Origin of the sequence: Chengkuizengella marina (assembly GCF_009910845.1) — a bacterium.
Taxonomy (GTDB): domain Bacteria; phylum Bacillota; class Bacilli; order Paenibacillales; family KCTC-33759; genus Chengkuizengella; species Chengkuizengella marina.
Window position 1 is genome coordinate 26,824 of sequence record NZ_SIJB01000042.1, and the last position, 22,026, is coordinate 48,849.

General features: G+C 34.1%; 21 protein-coding genes. All 21 read left to right on the top strand.

Features of this window, described 5'->3' with window-relative positions; translation table 11 throughout:
* The first annotated feature begins 179 nt into the window (after positions 1-179).
* The 21 genes from spoVT (at position 180) to cysK (ending at position 21,865) form a co-directional block, all read left to right on the top strand.
* Positions 180-722 carry a stage V sporulation protein T gene (gene spoVT / locus ERL59_RS17960; RefSeq protein WP_160647623.1) on the top strand — a complete coding sequence of 181 codons (543 nt, stop codon included), beginning with the start codon at positions 180-182 and terminating at the stop codon, positions 720-722.
* Between the two features lie 139 nt (positions 723-861).
* Positions 862-2,475 (top strand): putative polysaccharide biosynthesis protein, encoded by a 1,614-nt coding sequence (locus ERL59_RS17965; RefSeq protein WP_160647624.1) that lies wholly within the window; start codon positions 862-864, stop codon positions 2,473-2,475.
* Between the two features lie 17 nt (positions 2,476-2,492).
* Positions 2,493-3,977: a bifunctional methyltransferase/pyrophosphohydrolase YabN gene (gene yabN, locus ERL59_RS17970; protein ID WP_160647625.1), complete on the top strand. Its 1,485-nt coding sequence runs from the start codon at positions 2,493-2,495 to the stop codon at positions 3,975-3,977.
* Positions 3,978-4,087: 110 nt separating this feature from the next.
* Positions 4,088-4,390 (top strand): HU family DNA-binding protein, encoded by a 303-nt coding sequence (locus ERL59_RS17975; protein WP_407925740.1) that lies wholly within the window; start codon positions 4,088-4,090, stop codon positions 4,388-4,390.
* A complete protein-coding gene (locus ERL59_RS17980) occupies positions 4,390-4,665 on the top strand; it encodes an RNA-binding S4 domain-containing protein (RefSeq protein WP_160647627.1) in 276 nt (91 codons plus the stop codon). Before ERL59_RS17975 ends, ERL59_RS17980 begins: the two co-directional genes overlap by 1 nt.
* A 240-nt stretch (positions 4,666-4,905) precedes the next feature.
* Positions 4,906-5,184: a sporulation protein YabP gene (gene yabP / locus ERL59_RS17985; RefSeq protein WP_160647628.1), complete on the top strand. Its 279-nt coding sequence runs from the start codon at positions 4,906-4,908 to the stop codon at positions 5,182-5,184.
* Positions 5,181-5,729, top strand: coding sequence for a spore cortex biosynthesis protein YabQ (gene yabQ, locus ERL59_RS21635; RefSeq protein ID WP_160647629.1), 549 nt, complete (start codon positions 5,181-5,183; stop codon positions 5,727-5,729). The genes yabP and yabQ overlap by 4 nt, the downstream gene beginning before the upstream one ends.
* A 25-nt stretch (positions 5,730-5,754) precedes the next feature.
* The gene (locus ERL59_RS17995) at positions 5,755-6,066 is read left to right on the top strand and encodes an FtsB family cell division protein (protein ID WP_160647630.1); all 312 of its coding nucleotides are present in this window, start codon (positions 5,755-5,757) and stop codon (positions 6,064-6,066) included.
* Positions 6,067-6,254: 188 nt separating this feature from the next.
* Entirely contained in the window at positions 6,255-6,677 is a 423-nt protein-coding gene (locus ERL59_RS18000; protein ID WP_160647631.1) for a S1 domain-containing RNA-binding protein, read from the top strand.
* A 282-nt stretch (positions 6,678-6,959) separates the two neighbouring features.
* Entirely contained in the window at positions 6,960-9,437 is a 2,478-nt protein-coding gene (gene spoIIE / locus ERL59_RS18005) for a stage II sporulation protein E (protein ID WP_160647632.1), read from the top strand.
* A 109-nt stretch (positions 9,438-9,546) separates the two neighbouring features.
* Positions 9,547-10,305 carry a vWA domain-containing protein gene (locus tag ERL59_RS18010; RefSeq protein ID WP_160647633.1) on the top strand — a complete coding sequence of 253 codons (759 nt, stop codon included), beginning with the start codon at positions 9,547-9,549 and terminating at the stop codon, positions 10,303-10,305.
* Complete coding sequence (locus ERL59_RS18015) at positions 10,289-11,203, top strand: protein kinase family protein (protein WP_160647634.1); 915 nt, start codon at positions 10,289-10,291, stop codon at positions 11,201-11,203. The genes ERL59_RS18010 and ERL59_RS18015 overlap by 17 nt, the downstream gene beginning before the upstream one ends.
* A gap of 62 nt (positions 11,204-11,265) precedes the next feature.
* A complete protein-coding gene (gene tilS / locus ERL59_RS18020) occupies positions 11,266-12,690 on the top strand; it encodes a tRNA lysidine(34) synthetase TilS (protein ID WP_160647635.1) in 1,425 nt (474 codons plus the stop codon).
* A 19-nt stretch (positions 12,691-12,709) separates the two neighbouring features.
* Positions 12,710-13,252: a hypoxanthine phosphoribosyltransferase gene (gene hpt, locus ERL59_RS18025; RefSeq protein ID WP_160647636.1), complete on the top strand. Its 543-nt coding sequence runs from the start codon at positions 12,710-12,712 to the stop codon at positions 13,250-13,252.
* A 104-nt stretch (positions 13,253-13,356) separates the two neighbouring features.
* Entirely contained in the window at positions 13,357-15,348 is a 1,992-nt protein-coding gene (gene ftsH / locus ERL59_RS18030; RefSeq protein ID WP_160647637.1) for an ATP-dependent zinc metalloprotease FtsH, read from the top strand.
* Between the two features lie 219 nt (positions 15,349-15,567).
* Positions 15,568-16,506: a quinolinate synthase NadA gene (gene nadA, locus ERL59_RS18035; protein WP_160647638.1), complete on the top strand. Its 939-nt coding sequence runs from the start codon at positions 15,568-15,570 to the stop codon at positions 16,504-16,506.
* A gap of 166 nt (positions 16,507-16,672) precedes the next feature.
* Positions 16,673-18,283 (top strand): L-aspartate oxidase, encoded by a 1,611-nt coding sequence (gene nadB, locus ERL59_RS18040; protein WP_160647639.1) that lies wholly within the window; start codon positions 16,673-16,675, stop codon positions 18,281-18,283.
* Complete coding sequence (nadC, locus tag ERL59_RS18045; RefSeq protein WP_160647640.1) at positions 18,276-19,139, top strand: carboxylating nicotinate-nucleotide diphosphorylase; 864 nt, start codon at positions 18,276-18,278, stop codon at positions 19,137-19,139. The genes nadB and nadC overlap by 8 nt, the downstream gene beginning before the upstream one ends.
* Positions 19,136-19,915 carry a type III pantothenate kinase gene (locus tag ERL59_RS18050; protein ID WP_160647641.1) on the top strand — a complete coding sequence of 260 codons (780 nt, stop codon included), beginning with the start codon at positions 19,136-19,138 and terminating at the stop codon, positions 19,913-19,915. Before nadC ends, ERL59_RS18050 begins: the two co-directional genes overlap by 4 nt.
* A 14-nt stretch (positions 19,916-19,929) precedes the next feature.
* A complete protein-coding gene (gene hslO, locus ERL59_RS18055) occupies positions 19,930-20,796 on the top strand; it encodes an Hsp33 family molecular chaperone HslO (RefSeq protein WP_160647642.1) in 867 nt (288 codons plus the stop codon).
* Between the two features lie 133 nt (positions 20,797-20,929).
* Positions 20,930-21,865 (top strand): cysteine synthase A, encoded by a 936-nt coding sequence (gene cysK / locus ERL59_RS18060; RefSeq protein ID WP_160647643.1) that lies wholly within the window; start codon positions 20,930-20,932, stop codon positions 21,863-21,865.
* Positions 21,866-22,026: the final 161 nt, after the last annotated feature.

Below are 22,026 nucleotides of genomic sequence, written 5' to 3' on the forward strand. Positions count from 1 at the left end.
AAGATCTTCCTTTTCTATTTATTCATAAGAAGAATTTTGTGAATGAACCAATTATGATCATAATTTGTTAACTTTTTGTGTATAAGAATTTGGGAGAAGATGTATACTATGGACGTAAACCCAACACAAAAGATATCCAGTTTAAATAAAATCTTCCGTGAAAGTGAGGCATCATGAACATGAAAGCTACTGGAATTGTACGTCGTATAGATGATTTAGGCAGAGTTGTGATACCCAAGGAAATTCGTCGTACTTTGAGAATTAGAGAAGGAGATCCATTAGAGATTTTTGTTGATCGAGATGGTGAGGTCATCTTAAAAAAATACTCACCTATAGGCGAATTGGGTGATTTTGCACGGGAATACGCTGAATCACTTTTTGAAAGTACAAATCATATTGCAATCATTTCTGATCGCGATACGATCATCTCGGTCTCTGGTGGAGCAAAAAAAGACTATTTGGAAAAGCGTATTGGCTCCTTACTTGAAGAAAGCATGGAACAGCGTAAAACCATTTTCCATGATACATCCGGAGAATACGAAGTATGTAAGGATATGCGTGAAAACTTTTCCTCCATCGTCATTTCTCCAATTGTTACAGGCGGAGATCCAATTGGAACCGTTATTTTAGCAAGTAAAGAAAATGACTCAAAAATGAGTGATTTGGAAGTCAAAATGGTTGAAACGGCAGCTGGGTTTTTAGGAAAACAAATAGAACATTAATTTCTAAATTAGTGAAAGCTTCCCGCTTATTTATAAGTTGGAAGCTTTTTCTTTTTTCCTATATAATATAGGATGTTTAACAATTTTGTTATGTTAAAAAAGTTACATCATTAAGGATTTTTATAGTTAGGAGATAGAAATGTCACGATCCACTTTACTTAGAGGTGTTACTCTGTTAGGGGCAGCGGCTATTATATCCAAGCTGTTGGGTACACTTCAAAAAATTCCAATGCAAAATATAGGTGGAGATGAGGCATTTGGTATTTATAGTGCAGTATTTCCTATATATACTTTAATTATTTTTCTAGCGACAGCAGGATTTCCAGTTGCTATTTCAAAATTTGTCTCTGAGAGTCTGGAAAGAAAAGATAAAGCAGAAGCGGTTCAAATTTTAAAAGTATCTTGTATCATTTTATTTCTTTCTGGATTGTTCTTCTTTTTACTTCTTTTTTTTGGGGCACCGTTCATTGCAAAAGCTATTGATAATATGCATACTGTAAAAGCCATTCAAAGTATTTCCATAGCCTTGTTATTTGTACCCTTAATGTCAGCAATTAGAGGTTATTTTCAAGGTAAACAAAACATGCTCCCTACAGCTATCTCTTTAATTACAGAACAAACAATACGTGTTGTCATTATGATCGTTTTATTATTGTTTCTTACTTCACGTGGCTATTCTAGTGAGTGGATTGCAGCTGGAGCAACTTTTGGTTCACCAGTAGGTGCTTTAGCAGGGTTAATGGTTATAATGGTAATATGGACAATGGAAAAAAATAATCTGCAAATAGATGATGCTAAATTTAAATCCGGTTTTTCAAGTTCAGTTTTGCACATTAGCAAAAAACTCATTCGTTATGCCATACCAGTGTGCTTAGGTGCTATTGTGGTGCCAATTTTAGGTATCGTTGACTCCTTTACACTACCTAGATTGATAAGAGTATTCCATGGTTTAGATGAATCACAGGCAATAGAGCAATTTGGCATCTATGCACGTGGATTAACGTTAGTACAACTAGTTTCCATGATTTTCAGCTCTATCTCCGTTGCACTTGTACCTTTAATGGCACAATTCAAACTGCAAGGTCAATTAGATAAAATTAAGATTCACACTGAATTATCGATTCGTTTTACTTGGCTTATCGGAGTTGCTGCATCATTTGGATTGTTTTTTTGTATTAAACCTATATCCATTATGCTATTTGAAAATGAGTTGGGTACGTTAAGTGCCTCTATATTATCCTTTACGATTGTATTTAGCGTATTGAATATCATCTCTACAAGTATATTACAAGGTTTAGGATCACCAGTGATACCAGCCATAAATCTTTTGATAGCTGCGGTCGTAAAGGTTTTGTTAAATGTTTTATTTGTTGCTGTTTGGGGTATAGAAGGAGCTGCGTTATCTACAGTAATAGCTTTTCTTATTGCAAGTATTTTAAATTTAATCACATTATGGAGAAAAACAGAGTTCTCATTGAAATGGTCGAATTATTTGATGAAACCAATCCTATCTATTGGCTTAATGGGTGCGTCCATTTACTTTGTGAACTATGGATTACATTTTGTTTTTTCAAACTTCATAATGGGATTAGGCCACCGTCTGAATGCCACAGTGATCTCATTATTTTCTGTGACTATAGGCGCGATGATCTATTTATTTAGCCTTTTTATTACACTTACCATTAGTGAGGATGATTTGAAACATATGCCAAGTTTAGGGAAAAAAATCAGACCATTTCTCTTTAAAAAATAAATTGAGGAAGTGAAGTTATGGCATTATCTATTACTATTGTTGGCTTAGGATCAGGGGATGAAAGTCAACTAAGCTTAGGGATTTGGAGGAAAATTAAACAATCTGATCAACTCTACTTAAGAACGAAACAACATCCGGTTGTGCAATTTTTAAAAGAAAATAAAATTCACTTCCAATCTTTTGATCACCTATATGAATCCTTTGATTCCTTTCCTGAAGTATATAAGGCTATTGTTAAGGAACTTACACAAACTGTTATAACTAACAAAAAAGATGTTGTATATGCTGTTCCAGGACATCCTATGCTTGCAGAATCTACAGTTCAGTTATTAAAACAACAATGTATGGAGTATGAAATAGAACTACATATTTTAGGTGGAGAGAGCTTTCTTGACCAATCTTTTTTAAGATTTGGTTTCGATCCAATTGAGGGATTTCAGTTGTTGGATGCCACTGATATGAAATCTTCCATATTACAACCACAATTACATACCATTATTGCACAAGTTTATGATTCTTTTGTGGCCTCAGATGTAAAATTAACATTAATGGAGATTTATCCAGACGATTATGAAGTTGTGGTTGGTCATGCGTTAGGTGTTAAAGGGCAAGAACAGATACGTAAAATTCCTTTGTATGAATTAGATCACGATCAAACGTACGGTAATCTATCTCTTATTTGGGTACCTTCCAGCTCTGATGAAAAGTTGTTCAATAAAAGCTTTGATCGACTGCGAGAAATTGTTAATATATTAAGGAGTCCTGATGGGTGTCCTTGGGATCGGGAACAAACGCACCAAAGCATAAGGAAAAATTTAATTGAAGAAACTTATGAGGTGCTAGAAACGATTGATGAACAAGATTCTGAAGCCATGTGTGAGGAACTGGGTGATCTTTTAATGCAGGTGATGTTACATGCACAGATGGAAGAAGAGTTAGGCAGTTTTACAATTGATAATGTTGTTTCAGGTTTAAACGAGAAGTTGATACGCAGACACCCTCATGTTTTTGGAAATAATTCAGCCAGCAATTCAGAAGAAGCTTTGCAAAATTGGGATCAGATGAAAAAAGAAGAGAAGAAGAGAAAAGGCATAGACGTTGAAAACCTTTCCCTTTTATCAGGTGTTCCCAGTGGTTTACCTAGTTTGATGAAAGCAATGGAATATCAAAAAAGAGCGGCAAAAGTTGGATTTGATTGGGAGACAATAGATCAAGTATTTAAAAAGGTAGCAGAAGAGATTAGAGAGTTAAAGGAAGAAATTGAAAATACTAATGATCCAGATCGGAAAAAGGAGGAGCTGGGAGACGTATTATTTTCCTTGATCAACTTATCTCGTTTTTTAAAAATTGATCCTGATGAAGCCATTAGTTTGGCAAATCAAAAGTTTTTTTATAGATTTTCCTATATTGAGAAGGAATTACGTTTAAGAGGAGAGAAAATTGACAAGACTAGTATACAAGTAATGGAAGAAATTTGGCAAAAAGCAAAATCAAAAGGTTAAAAAATAGTCCAATAGTAGTATATTTAAAAAAAAATTTACTTTTCAGCAGGATTTTCCTTAAAAATAAAGAATTAGTTAAACCGGGAAAGGTTATCTTTCAAAAAAATGATATGGCGTATAATATTAGGAGGTTTCTTAAAATGAACAAAGCTGATTTAGTTAGTAATATTTCAGAAAAAAGTGGATTATCAAAAAAAGATGTTGAAACAGTACTTAACGGATTTCTTGGAGAAGTAACAAGTGCATTAACAGCTGGAGATAAAGTACAACTTATTGGATTTGGTACGTTTGAAACTCGTAAACGTGCTGGTCGTGTTGGACGCAATCCCCAAACTGGTAAGGAAATTACAATTCCTGAAACTGTAGTACCAGCATTTAAGGCGGGTAACAAGCTTAAAGAAGCCGTAAAATAATGCGATTAGACAAGTTTCTTAAAGTTTCACGACTTATAAAACGTCGAACGGTTGCTAAAGAGGTAACTGACCAAGGAAGAGTATGGATTAACGGGAAGGTTGCTAAAGCAAGCAGTTCGATTAGAGAGAATGATGAGTTAACCATTCATTTTGGACAAAAAACAGTGACAGTTCGCATTCATAAAATTTCGGAAACATCTCGAAAGGATGAAGCGAATGAAATGTATACTGTTTTAAAAGAAGAAATGAATAAACCAAAAGACGGCATATTATAAGAAGAAGAGACTGATTTTTTAATTAGTCTCTTTTTTTATTTATATGAATGTATAACTTTTCCAACTTTATATTTAACTAAGTGCCTCCTAGTTCATGGGTGGATTGGTGCAATTGTTTGTCCCAGCACGTCCCATGATCTTAAATTACCTATACCATTGTTTTCACTTTTGTAGGTTATTTTAGTTGTTCTAAAACTTAATTTTGTCCCATATGGTAATGGTAGAAGGGAGGTACATGCTATGAAGGAGCAAACGGGACAAAAAAGACAAGAAATAAAAATGTTAAATAGGAAACTTCTTGAAATTTCTGGAGTAAAAAACGTAGAGAGTTTTGATAGTCAGGAGTTTTTGTTGGATACTGAGTATGGTTTTTTGACAGTAACAGGAGAGGATTTGCATATTAAAAACTTAAACCTAGAGCAAGGTTTAGTTGCAATAGAAGGCAGAGTGAATACTACAGCATATTTAGACGCTACAAGCTCAAAACCTAGAAGCTTTATTAGCAAATTATTCAAGTGAGTCTTTCTTCTCAGTTTATATCCCTATTGATGATGATAATAAGCGGTATGATGTTAGGAATAATTTATGATATATACCGGGTTGTAGCGTCTCAAATTTATTTTCGTCGATGGCTCATTTCCTCTTTAGATGTTGTATATTGGATACTATCTACTTTATTTGTCTTTCGAATGTTGTATTTAAGTAATTCAGGAGAAGTGCGTTTTTATGTATTTCTTGGACTAACACTCGGAATCATCTTTCACTATGTTTATTTTAGTCCATTAACGATAAAAATAATAATATTAGTCATTAGATGGATAAAAGCACTTATTCATTTTGTCAAAAAATTGTTTTCTATTTTCATCATTATTCCTATTAAAATGATTTATAGGTGTATACTTATTTTGTTAGGTATAATTATGGCAATCTCTATTTTCCTTTGCAAATTTATGTTACAATTATTGTATCCAATTTGGAGGGTTTTAAAATGGTTGCTAAAGCCGTTTAAAACAAATATATTAAAATGGTTTCGCCCTATTTTAAAAAGATTTACAAGAAGATAAAATGGATGAATCAGGAGGATTTTAGATGAATGGACGTCATCCTCAGGAAATAAAACCAAATATTGGATTTAGAAGACGATTCAAATTATTAATTGTGATTTTAATTTCTTTTATGAGCTGGGCAACAATGACAATATGGAATCAAGCTCAAGTATTGGATGCAAAGAATGAACAGCGTATCCTTCTTGAAGATCAGTTAAAAGAAACACAAAAATTAAATGATGAATATAATAATGAAATCACACGTTTACAGGATCCTGAATATATTGAACAAAGGGTTAGAAAAGATTTACAAATGACACAAGAAGGTGAAACACTCTTAATATTAACTAAGTGAGTTAACGAAGGTTATTGACTAGATATACTCTGAATACTATAATACTACTGAAAGTATCTATAAATATGAAGCTTACATTTGATCTGTTATTGAAATGGTCTCACCAATAAAGAATGATTGGAAGACTTCGCTGAAAGGTCACCAAAAGGTGGTTTTCTTATATTTTTAAGGGAGGAACAATTTATTTTATGTCAATTGAAGTAGGCACCAAGTTGCAGGGAAAAGTTACTGGTATAACAAATTTTGGAGCTTTTGTGGAATTATCTGAGGGAGTCACTGGACTAGTACACATTTCAGAAATTGCAGATAATTTCGTGAAAAGTGTGAGTGATCATCTAAAAGTAGATGATGTTGTTACTGTGAAAGTGATTGAAGTGAAGGATGGCAAAATTGGACTATCTATTCGTAAAGCTGTAGATAAACCCTCACAACCACAGAGAGGTGCACAAAAGGGTCCACAGCAGAGAGGTGCTCGATCTAAACCTAAAAAATTAAATCTTTCCTTTGAAGATCAAATGGTAAAGTTTTTAAAAGACAGTGAAGAACGCATGTCTTCTTTAAATCAAAAGAAAAATGACAGACGTGGAAGAAAAGGGGCTAAACGCTCTTAATAATATAAATTGAAAAGTGCTAATCACAAAGCACTTTTTTTATTTTTATTTTTTTGGTATATATTTACTTCTTATTTATGCTTTTTTTTATCATTATCGACACGAATATTTAATAAAATAGTGTTTAAGATGGATTAATTTGCAACTATACAGGGGCCTGATATGAAATCAGGTCTTTTTTGTCGGTTTTTTTTTTGAAACTACTACCTCATTTTGACAAACTTTCTAGTAGATACCTAATATACTAGAGACACTTATCTCTATATAGGTGGTGCAATAAGTATGAAATTAATCCCTTCAGTTCAGTTGAAATCTAGAAAGTATAACTTGATCAAGTCTTCATTTTACAAAATGACGTCAGAAAATTCTCTAATACAGATTTTAAAAAATCAAAAGACAACGATATTACTTTTAGTGATGGCATTTTTGTTAGGCCGTTCAGTTATACTAGAGCAATTTTCACCCTTTGCTATTTCATATTTTGGTGTTCTTTATTATTTAAGAAGAGACTTAGTGTATTGGACAGGTCTTTGTCTATGTGTAGGAGCAATATCATCATCCTTTATGATCTCAAATGCTATTATTGTGCAGATGTTGGTATTTTATTTTTTACAAATGGGGTTTGAGAAATTAGAAAAGAGAGATTTATCTTATTCTCCTATCATTATATTTTTAACTAGTTTTTTTGTTCATGGATTTTATCTATTTTTGTTTAAAGGTTTTACATGGTATGGTGGGATGTCCGTTATTGTAGAATCTGTGTTAAGCTTTATTTTAACCCTGATATTTATACAAGCGGTGTCTATATTTACAGTTTCCAAAAAAAAATATCAATTAAAGAGTGAAGAAGTGATTTGTCTTACTATATTAATTGCATCTGTTCTTACGGGGGCGGTTGGATGGTTTATTGCAGACATTTCAGTAGAACAAGTATTATCCAGATATCTCGTTTTATTATTCGCATTGGTTGGGGGAGCTTCACTGGGTGCATCTATTGGTGTTGTTTCAGGCATTATACTTAGCCTAGCAAATGTAAGTGCTGTTCACCAAATTAGTTTATTAGCCTTTTCTGGTTTATTAGCAGGTCTAGTAAAAGAGGGCAATAAGATAGCAGTTGCTATAGGAATGTTGTTAGGCACTTCAATATTAGCAATGTATAATAGCGAACAGTCAGAAATTTTGGTATCCATTTGGGAAACTTTAGCTGCAATCGTATTGTTTATATTAACACCGAAAAGTTTTATTCAAACTATTGCGAAATATGTACCTGGTACAAAAGAACATATTAAAACTCAGGTTGATTATGCTAAAAAAGTAAGAGAGTTAACAGCTCAAAGGGTAGGGCAATTCTCTGAAACATTTCGACAGCTATCCAGCAGTTTTGTGCAACTAGGTGAAAGTGAAAAAAATAAAGGTAATGATGAACAGATAGGAATGCTCTTAGATTCCGTTTATCAGCGCACTTGTACTACTTGCTGGAGACAAAAACAGTGCTGGGAAGAAAAGTTCAACAGCACTTTTAATTATATGAATGACATGTTGATGCAAATAGAAAATAATTCTAATATTGGAAAAAGAGATATCCCAATAGAATGGAAAAATAGTTGTATAAAAACAGAACAAATGTTGGATGTTATGAAAAACCATTATGATATGTTGAAACAAGATGTACGTTGGAAGCAACAAATTAAAGATAGTAGGCAAATTGTTGCAGACCAACTTATAGGAGTTTCACAAGTGATGGAGGATTTGGCGGATGAAATTAAAAGAGAGGGTCAAGAATTAAATTTGCAAGAGGAACAAATTCGTCAAGCATTAGAGGAATTAGGATTATCCATCTATAGTGTGGATATCATCAGCTTGGATCAAGGAAATGTGGATATTGAAATGGTACATCAATACACAAAGGGTTTTGATGAAAGTCGGAAAATCATAGCCCCTCTTTTATCAAATATATTAGGAGAAAATATAGCTGTATTAAAAGAGGAGTCAGTAAAGGAAGGTTATCATGTAGTAACTTTTGCATCTGCTAAACGATATGAAGTGATTACAGGAGCAACAGAAGTTGCAAAAGGGGGAGAATTGCTTTCAGGAGATAATTATAGCATCTCAGAGTTAGGAAATGGGAAGTTTGCCGTTTCCATAAGTGATGGAATGGGCAACGGTATACGGGCACATAAGGAAAGTATAACTGCTCTAAGTATTCTTGAACAATTGCTTCAGTCAGGCATGGATGAAAAGATTGCAATTAAATCTGTAAATTCGGTACTATTTTTAAGGTCCTCTGATGAAATGTTCGCAACGATTGATGTGGCATTAATTGATTTATATACCGCAAAAACTACATTTTTAAAAATTGGATCTACACCTAGTTTCATTAAACGAGGAGATGAAGTGATAACGATATCTGAAAATAACTTACCTGTAGGTATTTTACATGAAATAGATGTTGATATAATAGAAATGCAGATGCAACCCAATGATATTATCATTATGATGAGTGATGGCATTTATGATGCACCTGGCTTAGCTAATAATAAAGAACTTTGGATGAAACGAAATATACAAAATATGCAGACCGACGATCCCCAGGACATTGCAGATTGTTTATTTGAGGCCATTGTTCGTCAAAATCATGGAGAGATACTTGATGACATGACCGTTGTTGTAGCTAGACTTGATCAGCATATACCTGAATGGTCTACATTTCGTTGGACCGGCCAGACACAAATTGAGAGGCCTTCAAAAACGGTAGGCTAGTGTTAACTGGTTTGGAGGGAAATTTAGGTTTTAAACCTTCATCAAATGGGAATAATAGAAAATAATATCTTTGTTTCTATTAATCTATTAGTTTGGAGGTTTTGATCATATGGTACAACAAATTATCGTCATTACAGATGGGTGTTCAAATGTGGGATTAGATCCAGTGACGGCAGCAGCCCAAGCTCGTGAAGAAAATATCATTGTGAATGTAATAGGTGTTGTAGACGAGGGAGATTTTGGACTGCGAGGTACAAGAGAAATTGAAGAGATGGCTAAAGCTGGTGGAGGATTAAGTAAAATCGTTCATTCAAAACAATTATCTCAAACCGTTCAAATGATGACTCGTAAAACAGTCGTACATACAATTCAGCAGGTTGTGAATGAAGAATTACAGCATATCATAGGATCAACAACCTCATTAGAAGACTTGCATCCCAACCAAAGAGAGAAAGTAGTAGATGTAATAGAAGATTTGGAAGAAAATATGCTTTTACGGGTAGTATTACTCGTAGATGCCAGTGCGAGTATGAAACCTAAAATTAATGCAGTTGAAGATGCAGTTCATGATTTGATGTTAAGTTTACAAGCTAGAGAAGGTAAAAGTGAGGTTTCATTGTTTCATTTTCCTGGATCAAAAAATAAAAATGAACCTGCAGAAATGGATTTGGATTGGTCCACAGAATATGCAATTATGAAACGGTTATTTTATAAAATAAATATGAGGGGTGCAACACCCACAGGACCTGCACTATTAAAAGTGATTGAGTATATGGTTCATAAACATTCAGATGATGAAATAAAAAGGTTGGCAGGAATGAAAGACGTACATAAAAAGGGTGCGATGTTAAGTGACTACATCGTATAAATCAACAAATACTACTGTTTTACATGAGGGTTTTAAAATTCAGGGGAAGTGGAATAAAAAAAATTATGAAATCCAACGTTTGCTTGGAGAAGGTACAAGTGGTAAAGTCTATTTAGTAAACTATAATCAGAATGTATTTGCGATGAAGATCGGATTAGACGAAATAAGTCTTCAGTCTGAAATTAATGTAATAAAAAAAATAAATAAAAAACTTGAACCAGATAAGAAAATATTTATAGATTCTGATGATTTTGAGTTGAATGGTAAGATCTACTCTTTTTATATTATGAAATATATTCAAGGGTTAGATGCTAAGTTGTTTTTAAATTCAAATGGTCAGCAATGGTTTCATTTAGTAGGGTTAAATATTTTAAATCAATTACAAAAACTACATCAGATGAATTTCATATTTGGGGATTTAAAAATTGAAAATGTGATTGTTTCTGAGTTTGGGAAAGTGACATTAATAGATTATGGGGGAGTTACTCCTAAAGGGCGCTCTATTAAGCAGTTTACAGAAATATATGATCGAGGTTACTGGATAAATGGGACAAGAAAAGCAGACGAAGCTTATGATATTTTTTCCTTTGCTATTTTATGTTTAATTTTAACCGGTGCGCTTTCTATTTCAAATTTAACTTCAGAGAAAAGAAGTGGTTCATATTTATTAAAAAGAGCTAAAACAAACCCACACTGTAAACGTATGATCCCATTTTTAGAGAAAGCGTTAAACGGAACATTTTCATCAACGAGATGTGCGCGTGAGGAATGGAAAAAACTAATGTATGGTAATGGTTTTGAAAATTCAAATTCAATTGAATTACCATGGTTAAAACCAGCATTGGCTTCTTCCATTTTTGTGTTAGTTGTGACTGTTTACTTTAGTTTTATTTATTAACACAACGTGGCAATTCTGACACAGTAATTCACCATTTCATCAGTGTAATAAGGAGTGAACATATGGGGTTAGTTCAAAACATAGAGAAACTCATCAAAGAAAAACATTTATTTGAAGTTGGTGAAACAATCATTGTTGCTTTATCGGGTGGTCCTGATTCAATGGCATTGCTTCATATTTTACATACTCTTTCATCAAAGTGGAATTTTAAGTTAATCGCAGTACATATTAACCATCAGTTTCGTGGATCGGAGGCAGATCAAGAAGAAATATTGGTTCAACAGTGGTGCAATGATTTAAAAGTTCACTGTGAAATTGGAAAAATAGATGTCCCTGCTTATATAGAACAAACAGGAAAAAATGCACAAGTTGCTGCAAGGGAAAAAAGATATGATTTTTTATTTCAAATAGCTAAAAAATACGGTTCCAGGAAAATAACTTTAGCACATCATGCTAATGATCAAGCAGAGACAATATTGATGAGATTGATACGTGGTACAGGGCCTGAAGGATTAGCTGGAATTTCCATGAAAAGAATGGAAAATAAAATGAATCTCATTCGTCCATTGTTACATATATACAAATCAGAAATTCTTTCATACTGTCATTATAACCAATTAAATTATACTCTAGATAGTAGCAATCAACAAAGGAAGTATTTCAGAAATGAAGTTAGATTGGATGTAATTCCATATTTAAAGAAATATAATCATAAGTTGGAACAATCCTTAAATCGTTTGTCAGATATGATGTCTGAAGAACAGAGTTTCTTGGACCAGGAAACGAATAGATACTTTAAGGAAATCATAAAGGAAAATCAGTATGGTTTTTATTTTTCTAGAAAGACTTTTATTTCCTTACACATTGCTTTACAAAGAAGACTGATTAAACTAATATTAAGTTATCTTTGTTCTGAGCCCTATTTATTTGATTATAAAATTATAGAAATGAGCCGAGTTGCAATAGAACAAAATGCTACATCCACAATGAGCCTTGATATTAGTGAGCAGATTTTTTTTATAAGAGAATATGATCAAGTTGAGTTTTCTAATCAAAAACCGAACAATGATTTATCATTTAGTTATCAAATTGAGGAAAACACAAACCAACTTGAAGTATTGGAAGCAAACGCATTATTTCAGTTTACAGAACAAACAGTTTCAAAAAGCGACCTAGATCATTTAATCAATGGTCGATTAAATACGGAAGTCATATTTGATATGAATCAACTTTTTTTCCCACTTTACATTCGAAATCGAAAACCAGGAGATCGAATGAAACTAAAAGGATTAAATGGAACTAAAAAAGTAAAAAATATTTTCATTGATGAAAAAATTCCACCTTCCAAGAGAGAGAAAATTCCACTATTGGTTGATGCAAAACAGCAAGTTCTATGGATTCCTGGAATTCGTGTTTCCAGCCATGCTGTTTTGGAAGAAAAGACTTCACGTATTTTACATATTCAATATAAAAATTCCATACTTTAATTTATAGGAGGTTAGTTTTTTGCATAACGATATAAAAAAGACATTATACAGCGAAGAGCAAATTCAAGAAAAAATTAATGACCTAGGTCAAATGATTACAAGAGATTTTAAAGAAAAAAACCCTTTGGTAATTTGTGTATTAAAAGGTGCTTTTATTTTTATGTCAGACTTAGTTAAAAAAATAGACATTCCTCTGGAAATAGATTTTATGGCCGTTTCTAGTTACGGTCAGTCTACCAAATCATCAGGTGTTGTAAAAATTGTTAAAGATTTAGATGTCCCTGTTGAAGGTAGGGATGTTCTTATTGTAGAAGATATTATTGACAGCGGTCTAACGTTAAGTTATTTAGTAGATGTTCTGAAAGGTAGAAATGCTTTATCAACTACCATAGTGACTTTATTTGATAAACCAGGAGGAAGAACAGTAGATCTAGAGGTTGACTATAAAGGGTTTATATTACCTAATGAATTTGTTGTTGGATATGGCTTGGATTATGCGGAAAAATATCGTAACCTTCCTTATATAGGAATATTAAAAAATGAAGTTTATTCACATTCTTAATGATGTAATTCAAAAAGGTTTATTCACACCATTTCATGGCTAAGTTGTGAATGAAAGTTAGGATATGTTAAAATAGATAATGTGCTTTGTAGAGGAGGTAGGGGATGAAAAATCGATTCATTCGCAACACTGGATTTTATTTATTAGTTGTATTAATTATTATTGGTATTGTTCAATTTATTAGTGGTCAAAACGAACAGGTGGAGGTTTTGAACTACTCTCAATTTGAAGAGCAATTATTAAATAATAATATTCAAGAAGTATCTTCGCAATTTGATGGATATACTACGAATTTAGAAGGGACATTTGTTAACCCGATAAGTGATACAGGATCTAAAAATTTTCAGCTTTATGGTCCGGACACCGATGCACTTGATGAGTTGTTGAAACAGCATACAGAGGTTGAGTACAAACCGATGGAAACACCAAGCGTATGGGTGACATTGTTGACATCACTTATCCCGTTTATCATTATCTTTGTTATATTTTTCTTCTTGCTTAATCAAGCTCAGGGTAGTGGCGGCAAAGTGATGAACTTTGGTAAAAGCAAAGCCCGTTTATATAATGATGAAAAGAAAAAGGTAACTTTTAATGATGTAGCTGGGGCAGATGAGGAAAAACAAGAGCTGGTAGAAGTTGTTGAATTTTTAAAAGATCCAAGGAAGTTTTCGAATTTAGGAGCAAGAATTCCAAAGGGACTTTTATTAGTTGGACCACCAGGGACAGGTAAAACGTTACTTGCACGCGCGGTTGCTGGAGAAGCAGGCGTTCCATTCTTTTCTATAAGTGGTTCAGATTTTGTAGAAATGTTTGTGGGTGTTGGTGCATCTCGCGTTCGTGATTTATTTGAAAATGCAAAGAAAAATGCGCCATGTATTATCTTTATTGATGAAATTGACGCTGTTGGTAGACAACGTGGAGCAGGATTAGGTGGAGGTCATGATGAGCGTGAGCAAACCTTAAATCAGCTTCTTGTTGAAATGGATGGTTTTGGTGCAAACGAAGGGATCATTATCGTTGCAGCAACCAATAGACCGGATATTTTAGACCCGGCACTTTTACGTCCTGGACGTTTTGACAGACAAATTACAGTAGATCGTCCTGATGTAAGAGGACGTGAAGCAGTATTAAAAGTACATGCTCGGAATAAACCAATTTCAAAAGATGTTAATTTAGAAACATTGGCTCGTTATACTACTGGATTTACAGGAGCTGACCTAGAAAACTTATTAAATGAAGCCGCTCTTATTGCAGCCCGAAGAAATCGTAAAGATATCAGCATGAGTGAATTGGATGAAGCATTTGATCGAGTAGTTGTAGGTACTGAAAAGAAAAGTCGTGTGATCAGCGAAAAAGAAAAACGTACCATTGCATATCATGAAGCAGGTCATACCATTATTGGTTATTTTGTTAGAAACGCAGATATTATGCATAAAGTTACGATTGTTCCAAGAGGACGTGCTGGGGGTTATGCAATGATGATCCCTAAAGATGGGGAAGATCGTATGCTGAATACAAAGAATGAGCTTTTAGATAGAGTAACCGGATTGCTTGGTGGAAGGGTTGCAGAAGAATTATTTATAGGTGAAGTTGGCACAGGTGCTTATGATGACTTCAAAAAAGCAACAGGTATCGTTAGAGCCATGGTCATGGAATATGGAATGAGTAAACTGGGTCCAATGCAATTTGGTCAAACACAAGGACAGGTCTTTTTAGGAAGAGATATTGGCCATGAACAGAACTATAGTGATGCTATTGCATATGAAATTGATCAAGAAATGCAAACCATGATTCGAGAGCGATATGATCAAGCAAAAGAAATTTTAACCAAATATGAAGATAAAGTACATCTTATTGCCAAATCATTATTAAATTTAGAAACGTTAGATAAAGATCAAATTACTGAGATTATTGAAGAAGGGAAAATTCTTGAACGTAAACTTGGTGAACATAAAGATGTTCAGGTGAATAGTTCTAAAGATAGTGATGACGATGTTAAAGTCAACATTCAAAAACAAGATGATCAAGATGACTCTAATAAACTTAAATTTGATAAAAATAATGATGATAAAGACGATACAGATGACAAGTCATAAAAATAAATAAAAGTTAGTATTAATGATAAAATCCGGAGTGTACTTTACACTTCCGGATTTTTCTTTCCCTATTTTTATTGACATGATGGTTCAGGTTGTGTACATTAGTTGTAAAATTTGATTTAGTAAAGTAACATGGTTTTAAACATAATAAATTAAAAGTATTTGCATTTATTTGTTCATTTTTTCACAAAGTCATATAGAGGGGTGTGGATTTAAATGGAAGCTTTGGCTTTAGAGAGAAAAGCGGAACGGAATCAGCAGTTGAGAGAAAGACTTCTTGAATTAAAAAAGGAAAAAAACGCTATTATATTAGCACATTATTATCAACGTGATGAAATACAAGAGGTAGCAGATTTTCGTGGAGATTCATTTTTATTAGCACAAAAAGCAGCGGAAACAGATGCAGATGTTATTGTTTTTTGTGGTGTACATTTTATGGGTGAAAGTGCTAAAATATTAGCTCCAGATAAAACTGTCATCATACCTGATGAAAGAGCAGGTTGTCCTATGGCTGACATGGTTAATGTAGAAGGGTTACGTGAATTAAAACGTAAACATCCTGATGCAACAGTGGTAACTTATATTAATTCATCAGCAGAAATCAAAGCAGAAACTGACATATGCTGTACCTCAGCAAATGCAGTGAAAGTGATTCAGTCTTTAGACACAGATGAAATTATTTGGGTACCAGATAAAAACCTAGGTCATTACGTATCACAATTTACGGACAAAAAAATGATTCTTTGGGAAGGTTATTGTAATACTCATGATATGTTAACTGTTAAGGATGTAGAAGAAATGAAAGCTAAATATCCTAATGCAGAGTTTGTTGTACATCCAGAGTGTAGACCAGAGGTTATAGAGATAGCAGATTTTGTGGGTAGCACAACGGGCATTTTAAAGTATTGTAAGGAATCTGAATGTCAAGAGTTTATCGTTGGTACAGAGGACGGTACAGGGTATCAGCTTCGTAAGGATAGTCCTAATAAAAAATTCCATTTTGCAACAAAGTTTTTAGTTTGTCCGAATATGAAAGTGAATAATTTAAAAAAATTAGTGCGTTCTTTAGAGGATATGAAACCACAGATTTATGTTCCACCTCACATAGCAGAGAAAGCAAAATTATCATTACAGAGTATGCTAGAAGTTAAATAATTGACCATTTTTATAATAGTTCATAGCCCCGCAAAAGTAATAAGATGAACCTTCAACCGTTTCACTTCACTTTTGTGGGTGTTTCTTTTTATAACCTCTTAGAGAGGCTCCAATTGGGGCTTTTGTTTTATGCACGAATTTATGTTGAAGAGAATAGGTGATAAGAATGATCCCTCAATATTTAGTTGATTTTTCAATAGATCAAATACCACATATACATACAGATGTTATCGTAATTGGTTCAGGGATTGCAGGTTTATTTACAGCAATCAAGGCAAGTAAAGACAGTGATGTTGTTATGATTACTAAAAAAACGTTATTAGACAGCAATACTCGATATGCTCAAGGTGGGATTGCTGCGGTTATGAATGAAAAGGATTCTCCTGCTTATCATAGACAAGACACATTAATTGCTGGAGCAGGTTTATGTTCCGTAGAGGCAGTGAATGTTCTTGTACATGAAGGACCTGATGGTGTGAAAGATTTGATGAAACTAGGCACTCAATTTGATGAGGAGAATGGTGAAATTGCCCTCACGAAAGAAGGGGCTCATAGTCAAAGACGTATTTTACATGCACATGGTGATGCAACAGGAGCTGAAATCGTACGAGCTTTATCAAATCAAGTCAGTGATAGAGAAAACATTGAAATGTGGGATGACCATTTTGTTATTGATTTGATTACGAACGATGGAGAATGTTGTGGGGCACTTGTCCAAAAACCAGATGGTGAACGGGTTTATGTACAGGGTAAAGCTGTGGTTCTATGTACAGGAGGCTCAGGGCAGCTCTTTCGGTATACAACTAATCCAATTATTGCAACTGGTGATGGTGTGGCGATGGCATATCGTGCAGGTGCTCTAATTAAAGATATGGAATTCATACAATTTCACCCAACCGCTTTATATTACCCAGGAGCTCCCCGGTTTTTAATTTCTGAAGCGGTTAGAGGAGAAGGTGCTGTATTAAGAAACATTAAAGGTGAACGTTTTATGGATCAATATCATACTCAAATGGAGTTGGCACCACGTGATGTGGTAGCAAGAGCAATTGTGAGCGAAATGGCAAAGACAAATTCTACCTTTGTTTATTTAGATATTTCTCATGAATCTCCAGACATGGTGAAACATCGTTTCCCAACCATTTATCAATTTTGCTTAGATTATGGATTGGATTTAACGATAGATTGGATCCCTGTGGCACCAGCTGCACATTACATGATGGGTGGAGTGAAAACAGATTTAAATGGAGAAACTTCTGTCAAAAGGTTATTTGCCTGTGGGGAAGTATCTTCAACTGGCGTTCATGGAGCAAATCGTTTAGCAAGCAATTCATTATCAGAAGCGATTGTTTTTGGAAGAAGAATTGTAAACCAAATCAATCAACTTTCTCCTTTGAAACACGTTCCTAAAATAAAAGTGGAGACAGATCGTAAATATAATACCCAGGCTGTGGTTGAAAGAAGATTAAAGCTGCAAAAAATTATGCTTAGGTACGTAGGTTTAGAAAGAACGCTAAAAGGATTAGATAAAGGACTTGCAGAATTAAAACGGCAATTACCTGTATTTGAATCACATCTTACAAAGTTAGAAGAATTCGAATTTGTTAACTTATTAACCTGTGCTATGCTAACAGCTGAAGGAGCAAAGGTAAGAGAAGAAAGCCGTGGTGCACATTATAGAGAAGATTTTCCTGAAAGAGATGAAATCGTATGGCGTAAACATATATTGCATCATCGTGATCAAGGTATAGTAGAGGAGTGTATTGAGCATGATTGAAGGAAGTATGGAACGAATAAAGGAAAATATAAAAGAATGGTTAAAGGAAGACATAGGTACAGGTGATGTAACAAGTGTATGTACAGTCCCATTCGAACATCAATCTGTAGGGTTCATTCATGCGAAAGAATGTGGAGTGCTTGCAGGATTGCCAATCGCGAAACTAGTATTTGAAATTGTAGATCCAACTATAAAATTTAATGAAAAAGCAGCAGAGGGTTCCTTTTTAAATAAGGGAGATACAATCGTAACAGTAGAGGGGAACACAAGGAAGATACTAATGGGTGAAAGATTAGCTCTCAACTTATTACAACGTCTTTCTGGAATAGCTACCAAAACAAATACATATGTCACAGAAGTAAATAATTTATCTGTTAAAATTGCAGACACAAGAAAAACGACTCCTGGTCATCGTTTATTAGAAAAATATGCGGTTAAAGTTGGTGGTGGATACAATCATCGGTTAGGATTGTATGATGCAGTTATGATTAAAGACAATCATATAAAAGCAACAGGCAGTGTGAAAAATGCAATTCAATCTGCAAGAAAACAAATCCCACATACGATGAAAATTGAAGTGGAAATTGAAGAGTTAGACCAAATAAAAGAAGCTTTAGCTGCAGATATTATATTGCTGGATAATATGTCAATTGAACATATGACTAAGAGTGTAAATTTAATAAAAGAACAATCTTCTCATATTATTGTGGAAGCTTCTGGAGGAGTAACCCTACAAACTGTTAAAGAAATTGCTTTAACTGGAGTGGACGTTATATCTGTTGGGGGACTAACAACTTCAATCCAGAATATAGACATTAGTTTAGATTTAAACGAAAAGAAGGTGAGTGCGTTTTGATTTTTGTCATAGATGTTGGAAATACCAATATTGTATTAGGTTTATACGAAGGTAAAAAATTATTACATCATTGGAGATTGAGTACCAATCGTTCAGCTACCGTTGATGAGTATGGCATTATGATACATAATTTATTTCATCATGCAAAAATTGAAAAAGATCAGATTAAAGGTATTATTATTTCTTCCGTTGTACCTCCATTAATGTACGTATTAGAAACATTATGTACAAAATACTTAAATAAAGAACCATTGATTGTAGGACCTGGCATCAAAACAGGGTTAAACATTCGTTATGAAAATCCAAGGGAAGTTGGGGCAGATCGAATCGTCAACTCCGTTGCAGGGATTGAGTTATATGGTGCTCCACTCATTATCGTTGATTTTGGTACAGCAACAACATTTGATTATATTGATGATAAATCTCAGTATATCGGAGGATTAATCGCACCTGGTATTGGGATTTCTACAGAAGCATTGTATCAAAAAGCAGCTAAGTTACCTAGAATTGAGCTAGTTAAACCAAAACATGTAGTTGGAAGAAATATGGTAACTTCTATGCAAGCGGGTATCATATATGGGTATGCTGGTCAGGTTGATGGGATTGTGGAAAGAATCCAAGAAGAATTTACAACAAAACCAAATATCATTGCAACTGGGGGATTAGCAGAACTAATATCAAACGAATCTAAATCAATTCAACGTACTAATCCTCTATTAACACTAGAAGGATTAAGAATAATTTATGAACGTAATGAATTGCCATTTACTTCTTAGGAGGAATTAACAAAATGAACGATTATCTTATTCGTGGTACAGCTATGGACGGGAAAGTACGTGCATTTGCTGTTCATACAACAAATCTTGTTGACGAGCTTCGTCAAAGACAGGAGTCATGGCCAACTGCAACTGCTGCATTAGGAAGGGCTGCGTCTGTAGGGGTTATGATGGGTGCAATGTTAAAAAATGAAGAAAAGCTGACAATTCAGATCAAGGGGAATGGACCGATGGGTCAAATTGTCGTAGATGCGAATGCTCATGGTGAAGTTCGTGCTTATGCAGATCATCCACATGTCCATCTGCCTAGCAATGCTCAAAATAAATTAGACGTTGCAGGTGCCGTTGGTAGAGAAGGTGCGATATATATTATAAAAGATTTAGGATTAAAGGAACCTTATAAAGGAAGCATCCCTATTATATCAGGAGAATTAGGGGAAGATTTTACATATTATTTTGCCAAATCTGAACAAACCCCTTCAGCTGTATCTGTAGGAGTATTAGTAGATCAGGATACATCTATTAGAAAAGCGGGCGGATTCATTATACAGCTAATGCCAGGATTAAGTGATGAGGAAATTACAACTATAGAACAAAGTTTAAGTCAAATTAAACCAGTAACAGAATTGCTGGAAGAGAGCAAGACATTGGAGCAAATTTTACAAGAGGTTCTCCCTTCAGTTCAAATCATGGATCAAATGGATGTGAAATTTAGATGCCAATGTAACAGGGAAAAAGTCCAAGATACATTAGTTAGTTTAGGAGAAGTTGAATTGAAAAAAATCATTACTGAGGATGGACAAGCAGAGGTTGTTTGTCATTTCTGCAATGAAAAATATCAGTTTAATGCAGAAGATTTAGAAAAATTAATTCAAAAATAGACAAATAGTTCATATTGACATTTATAATGCAAATTGATACTATAATCTTATAAAACCTACTAATTTAGTCGGAAATAAATTTTTATATAAAATCACATATGTAAGGTTTAGAAAAAATACGGGAGGAAATAAAATGTCTAAAATTGTAAATAACATTACAGAGGTCATTGGCAACACACCTTTGGTTCGTTTAAACAGAGTAGTTCCTGAGGATAGTGCAGAAGTTTATGTGAAATTAGAATTTCAAAACCCTGGAGCAAGTGTTAAAGACCGTATTGCAATCAACATGATTGAAACGGCTGAAAAAGAAGGATTGTTAAAATCAGGTGACACGATTATTGAACCAACTAGTGGAAACACGGGCATAGGGTTAGCAATGGTAGCAGCAGCTAAAGGTTATAAAGCTATCCTTGTTATGCCTGAAACGATGAGTATGGAAAGACGTAACTTATTACGTGCTTATGGTGCGGAACTTGTTCTGACTCCTGGTCCAGAAGGAATGAAGGGTGCTATTAAACGCGCTGAAGAGATTCAAGCTGAGAACCCTAACTACTTTATGCCTCAGCAGTTTAACAATCAAGCAAATGTACAGATTCATGTGAAAACAACAGGTCCTGAAATTGTAGAGGCAATTCATTCTCTTGATGGAAAATTAGATGCGTTTATTTCAGGTATAGGTACAGGTGGAACGATTACTGGAGCGGGTCAAGTGTTAAAGGAAAACTTCCCTAATGTAGAAATTGTAGCAGTTGAACCAGCAGCATCTCCTATACTTTCTGGAGGTAAACCAGGACCACATAAAATCCAAGGTATTGGAGCAGGATTCGTTCCAGAGATCTTAAATACAGACATTTTTGACGAAGTGATTACAGTTGAGAATGAACAAGCGTTTGAAACTTCTCGTGAAGTGGCAAAAGCTGAAGGTATTCTTGGTGGAATTTCTTCTGGGGCTGCGATTTATGCAGCACTTCAAGTGGCTAAAAAACTTGGTAAAGGTAAAAAAGTCGTTGCAGTGGTTCCAAGTAATGGTGAGCGTTATTTAAGCACACCACTATATCAATTCGAATAGTGCTGAAAACGGAATTTATTAAACATCGATTGAGACTTCAAGAAATAATAAAATCATTCATTATCTAGTCCTTCGCAAGAGGGACTTTTTATTTTTATCTTTTTCAGATATACTAAGTAATCAATATGAGTAATATGAGTTACACATTGAGTTAAATAAAT